Below are 611 nucleotides of genomic sequence, written 5' to 3' on the forward strand. Positions count from 1 at the left end.
CTGATGCAGTCTATCGGTGATGGTGAGCACTTAATCAATACTGGTAGCTTATTGTCCAGTACGCGCCCTAGCCTATTTGCCACGGACAATGAACAAGCAGTCGAGAGCGGCTATCGCAACACGGGTAACGGCCTATCAGAGTGGATTACCGATCATAGAACAGAGCAAGCCTACTCACAGTTGAACGTCAATGATGGTCAAGTTGCTGCTAGTCTAAAGATGGGAATTATCAATGCTGAAAGTGATAGCGCTAGCAGTAAACGTCAAGGCATCAATGCCAATACTAACGCTCAAATCAATATCAAGTCTGGCGAAGCCTTAGTATTCTCCACCCAGCCGCAAACTCATACGCAATCTGGACAACACAACTATCAACAGCACACCCCGACTCTCACCCAAACGGCATTGGGTGGTCAGCATCTGGCTGAGCGTTTAACACAATTGGCAACGGGGCTGGGGCGTCAGGTCAATGACCACAAAGCAATTAAAACCCAGTTAGAGGCTGTCGCAGAGGAGCAGCAAACCAAAACCCATCAACAAGCGCCCTACACGCTGATCGATAGCGCTGCTGATACGAGCTATGTCAGTGACGATACGCTGATTCAGCGATC

1 protein-coding gene is annotated in these 611 nt (G+C 49.1%); it reads left to right on the forward strand.

Going from position 1 to position 611, the window contains the following annotated elements:
* On the forward strand, positions 1 to 611 hold a 611-nt coding region (locus tag I6E84_RS14065), incomplete at both ends, for a type VI secretion system Vgr family protein (protein ID WP_197218636.1).

Source organism: Psychrobacter sp. SCQQ22 (assembly GCF_015864605.1).
Taxonomy (GTDB): Bacteria; Pseudomonadota; Gammaproteobacteria; order Pseudomonadales; family Moraxellaceae; genus Psychrobacter; species Psychrobacter fozii.